5 protein-coding genes are annotated in these 4,448 nt (G+C 64.4%); 3 read left to right on the top strand and 2 right to left on the bottom strand.

Going from position 1 to position 4,448, the window contains the following annotated elements; all coding sequences use genetic code 11:
* On the bottom strand, nucleotides 1-462 hold a 462-nt coding region (locus ACNPNP_RS10830), incomplete at its 3' end, for a MarR family winged helix-turn-helix transcriptional regulator (RefSeq protein ID WP_448966025.1).
* Nucleotides 463-545: 83 nt separating this feature from the next.
* On the opposite strand from ACNPNP_RS10830, the gene ACNPNP_RS10825 reads away from it, so the two are divergent.
* Together ACNPNP_RS10825 and ACNPNP_RS10820 are read left to right on the top strand one after the other, a co-directional pair.
* Entirely contained in the window at nucleotides 546-1,274 is a 729-nt protein-coding gene (locus ACNPNP_RS10825) for an NADPH-dependent F420 reductase (protein ID WP_448966024.1), read from the top strand.
* Nucleotides 1,271-2,011 carry a DsbA family oxidoreductase gene (locus tag ACNPNP_RS10820; protein WP_448966023.1) on the top strand — a complete coding sequence of 247 codons (741 nt, stop codon included), beginning with the start codon at nucleotides 1,271-1,273 and terminating at the stop codon, nucleotides 2,009-2,011. Before ACNPNP_RS10825 ends, ACNPNP_RS10820 begins: the two co-directional genes overlap by 4 nt.
* A 315-nt stretch (nucleotides 2,012-2,326) precedes the next feature.
* Here the strand turns inward: ACNPNP_RS10820 and ACNPNP_RS10815 are convergent, their stop codons facing one another.
* Entirely contained in the window at nucleotides 2,327-2,587 is a 261-nt protein-coding gene (locus ACNPNP_RS10815; protein ID WP_448966022.1) for a hypothetical protein, read from the bottom strand.
* 92 nt (nucleotides 2,588-2,679) lie between these two features.
* Between ACNPNP_RS10815 and ACNPNP_RS10810 the strand changes: the two genes are divergently transcribed.
* Nucleotides 2,680-3,498, top strand: a complete 819-nt coding sequence (locus tag ACNPNP_RS10810; protein ID WP_448966021.1) for a 1-aminocyclopropane-1-carboxylate deaminase/D-cysteine desulfhydrase — start codon at nucleotides 2,680-2,682, stop codon at nucleotides 3,496-3,498.
* Nucleotides 3,499-4,448: the final 950 nt, after the last annotated feature.

Raw genomic sequence — 4,448 nt, 5'->3', positions numbered from 1 at the left:
GGCGATCTCGCGCAGTAGCTGTTGCTGGGTGGGGTCGAGTCTGTTGAAGATCAGGGAGCGGACGAGGCTGATGTGGCCGGGCGCGGCCGCGGCCAGATGGGCGTGCCCAGCGCGGGTGAGGGTGGCTGTCATGTGGCGGCCGTCGTCGGGGTCGGGTGCCCGCGTGACGAATCCACGGGTCTCCAGACGGGTGAGGAGGTGCGAGAGGCGGGAGCGTTCGCAGTTCGCGTGGGCGGCGAGATCGGACAGGCGCGTGGAGCGATCCGGACGGCTCGACAGGTGCGCCATCACCGTGTACTCCAGAAAACTTACATCAGAGTCGCGCTGCAGCTGCGTGTCGAACACGGCCGGGAGAGTGGTCACCAGAAGCGTGATCGCACGCCACGTCTCCCACTCTCCGTCGGCGAGGGTGCATTCCTCCGGCATGACCGGGCGTGTTTCGCGTGCGTCCGTTGCTGTCATACCACCCACCCTACCCGGTTCGCGTGAATGTTCACGCAATGCGGTAGTGTTCATCCCGTGAACATTCACGCAAACAATAGGGTGTGCGCCGGCTGGCGCCCATCCTTCACCCGCAGGTTAGGAGCAAGGCGATGACGACATTGGGGATTGTGGGAAGCGGCAACATCGGCGGCACGGTCGCCCGGCTGGCCACACAGGCGGGGTTCGACGTGGTGATCGCGAACTCCCGCGGTCCGCGGACGTTGAAAGATGTCGTGGCTGAACTTGGGCCCCGGGCGCGTGCGGGCACGGCCGTTGAGGCCGCTGAGGCATCGGGAGGGGTGCTGGTTGCGATTCCGTTCTGGCGTTACCGGGAGCTTTCGCCGTCGGATTTCAAGAACGCGCTGGTGTTCGACGCGATGAACTTCGATCCCCGCCGTGACGCGGCCGTCGCGACAGAGGTCACCGCCGAGACGCCGCCAGCGGTACTCCTGCAGCGGCACCTGGATCAGGCGCGGGTCGTGAAGGTGTTCAGCAATATCTTCGCCCGCCACATCGAACTCCTCGCTCGTCCCGCCGGGGCGGCTGATCGCAGTGCTCTCCCGATCGCCGGTGATGACACCGCCGCGAAAGCGGAGGCGACCCGTCTGCTGGACCAGCTCGGGTGGGACGCGGTCGACGTGGGATACCTTGCCGCGAGCACCCGGTTCGGGCTGGGAACCGCCGCGTTCGTCGCCCCTTACGTCCGTGATTCCGAGGGGGACTGGTCCCACCGGCTCGCCACCGACCCGGGCACACCGGTCGACGCCACCACCCTGAAGAGCCTGCTATGACGACGACCAGCCCGAAGGGCCCGTCAGGTTCGGGGCAGGCTTTGGTGGGTGGAGTGCTCACCGTAGAGATGTGGTCGGATATCGTCTGTCCCTGGTGCTATATCGCCAAGCGCCGCCTCGAGCTCGCCGTCGACCGGGCCCGGGTGGAGGTCCGGCTTATACACCGCGCTTTTCAGCTGCATCCGACAGCGCCTCATGAGCACACGTTGCCGATCCGGGAGTTCTGGACGACGGCGTACCCCGGCACGAGCCGGGGCGACTCGGATCGCTCACTTTCGCCGATCATCGCGGCAGGGGCAGAGGTCGGGGTGCGGCTGGACTACGAGATCATGCAGCATTGCAACACCCGCACCGCGCACCGCCTCGTCGCCGCCGCCGAGACGCGCGGGGTCGGCATTCCTGTGTTGGAGTCGTTCTTCACCGGCTACTTCAGCGAAGGGCTCGCGCTCAACGATCGGGACACGATCGTCGCCCTTGCCGAGCGCGGCGGCCTCGACCCCGACATGGCGCGGAGGGTCGCCATCGACCCGGAGTTGTTCGATTCCGTCGTCGCAGCCGACATCGACGAAGCGCGCGCCCTGGGGGCCAACGGGGTGCCGTTCACGGTCATCGACCGGCGTTTCGGCATCTCAGGCGCGCAGCCCGACAGTGTCTGGAACGACGCGTTGCGGCGCGCCTCTCGCGTGGCAAAGCCCCTTGCGGGTCGCCTGCCGCTAGCTCGGACACTCGATCGTTGACGCCGAGCACTAGTGTCCATGACAGACGCCTCCGCGCCGGAAGGATCCACGCGTCTCCGCACTGAGTGCGACGGGAGGTGTAGGGGTGAGAACGCCTATCCGGGCTTTCTGATGTCTAGAACCTCGCTCCTGGCGCGCATATTCCGCTGCCGGACGCGCGGCCACCCCCCTCGATGTCACTCCACGCGACGACTACCGTGCCCGTCCCACCGCGCGTATCTGACGCCAGCATCTGCGTCACCTCTGGGCGTCTGCGCGGACGATTTGGGTCGTGTTCGGCGCATAGCAGGTCGGATTCAGTGTCTTCGTTCGTTACTACCTAAGGGCGGTTTGCCATGCCGCGCCTTCTTTGCCCCAGAGTGGACGCGCCTTGGTCATGTCCCGGATTTCCGAGATGTGTTCGCCGACGAGTTCCGCGGTGAGCTCCGGATGGCGGAATCCAGAAGAGCCGTACATGTCGTTGCGGGCTACGATTCCGTTCCCCGCGGCGGTGAACATTTCTCCGGTGGCGGTGTTGTTTTGGCTGCTGAGGAAGATCATTGCTTCTGCGACGAGGCGCGGATCAAATTGTTTCATGACTTCCGCTAGTTGACGGTCTTCTAGTTTCCCTGCGAGACGGGTCAGGCCAATCGGCCACACGCAGTTGACCATGATTGCGCAAGCTGGAGATGGAACTCGCTTATGCGCAAGCTCTCGGCGCGACACACATCGTGACCGAGGGGTCGAGGCACTCGAACGCGACACGTGCCGCGGCGGCGGCCGCGGCGGCGATCGGGATGAAGTGCACACTCGTGCTGTGTCATGACGAGCCCAAGGAGCCTGCGGGCAATCTGCTCTTGGATGCTCTGTTCGGGGCTGATCTTCGATTGGTCGGTGATGTCTCGTGGGTGGGACTTGCGCGACTCACCGAGGACGTCGTTCAGGAGTTGGAGGGTGCCGGGGAGCGCGTGTACCGGCTGCCGATCGGATCGGCGACAGGACGAGGCGCAACGAGCTTCGCGCGCGCGTATATCGAGGCCGAAGAGCAGATCCGCGCCCAGGGTGCGGACTTCCGAACGATCGTGCACGCGAGTTCTGCAGGAAGCACGCACGCCGGTCTCGCCCTGGGGCGGGCCATCCAGCAAGCGTCCACTCGTATCGTTGGCGTCGTGGTCGCTGGTGAGGTCTACGACGATGTTCCTGGTACCTATCTTCGCCTCGCGAATGAAGCTGCGAGCCTGCTCGCTCCTGGTGTCCAGATCACGGCCGCCGATCTTGAACTGACGGAGGCGTATCTCGGCGAGGGTTACGGTAGGCCCGCTCCGGGTGTTATGGAAGCCATCGATCTTATGGCGCGTCTCGAAGGAATCGTCGTCGATCCGGTCTACACGGGCAAGGCCGTCGCGGCCATCACCGACATGGCGCGCAAGGGCGCCATCGAGGGTCCGGTACTGTTTTGGCACACCGTGGTTACCACGCGATCTTTGACCCGCACTACACCTCGGTGATGTGGTCCGCGATCCCGCGTCTTGGCGAGATCCGGCTCTGAACACTGCCCGCTTCGGCGCATGCAGCACCACGAGGCGCATTGAGGTGGGCGTGTGGCGCCTCGTCGCAGGTGCATTCGGGCAAGCGCGTGCTTGACGGGTTGGGCACTTTGAGCTCCAACCCGTGGTTATGGGGGTGGTTATCGGTTCCCCTGTGACCGGGGGCTGCGCCGTCAAAGAAATGTTCAGTAATAAGATCGTCGGGCACTCCATAGTCGCGCGGATGAAGTTCCGCCTGGTCGTGAACGCGCTCAACAACGCTGGCGCGCTCCGTGGATCTCGCTCTCGGAAAGCTCTCCGCACCGTCCCTCACCACGGCTTGGTCGGCCTGATGGGCGGAGTTGGCACGGCCGGCGATGACGCGGACATGGAATGGTTCTTTGCGTTGCTGCAGGCGAGGGTGCTCAGTCGACGCACCTGATCGACGCGGGACGACCTCAGCGTCGCTAGCTATATCACGGAATTATAACGAAGTCGCCGCGCGCTCTGGGGTAATGACAATTCACCTGATGAAAGCGACAGATTGTGCGTCGACCGGGATCGGGCTTCCCCATCCTCAGACAGTAGGCGTGCGCTGACTGGGATGGCGAAGAAGCGATGCGAATCTGCGCCAATGCGAAGTTGCAAACCCATGGTGCGATCGGGCCCAGAGAGGGCGACATTCGCGCGCAAATCGTGAGCGGATTGGGCAGGATGACGAAGGGATAGGCCAAAGATGGCTGATGAGGACAAGCTTGCGGCGTTCTTGCTTCCGGGCAGTAAAACTATCACCCTCACCCACGGGCGGGGGCGTCGTTTCATCCGGTCGTTTCCTCACCGAGGAGGTAGTCGCCCTCGCGGTTGAGTCAGCCGGTAGATCGTCCTGCAAGGGGTCATTGGTCGCTGATGGACCTGACGAACGACGGGGGGGG

This window comes from Microbacterium xerophyticum, assembly GCF_053543555.1.
This window is presented reverse-complemented; position numbering and strand designations above follow the sequence as displayed.

What these genes read in the sequence shown, in the direction of transcription:
- ACNPNP_RS10810 (WP_448966021.1), top strand. Translation starts at nt 2,680, where the DNA reads ATGGAACTCGCTTATGCGCAAGCTCTCGGCGCGACACACATCGTGACC.
- ACNPNP_RS10820 (WP_448966023.1), top strand. Translation starts at nt 1,271, where the DNA reads ATGACGACGACCAGCCCGAAGGGCCCGTCAGGTTCGGGGCAGGCTTTG.
- ACNPNP_RS10815 (WP_448966022.1), bottom strand. Translation starts at nt 2,587, where the DNA reads ATGAAACAATTTGATCCGCGCCTCGTCGCAGAAGCAATGATCTTCCTC.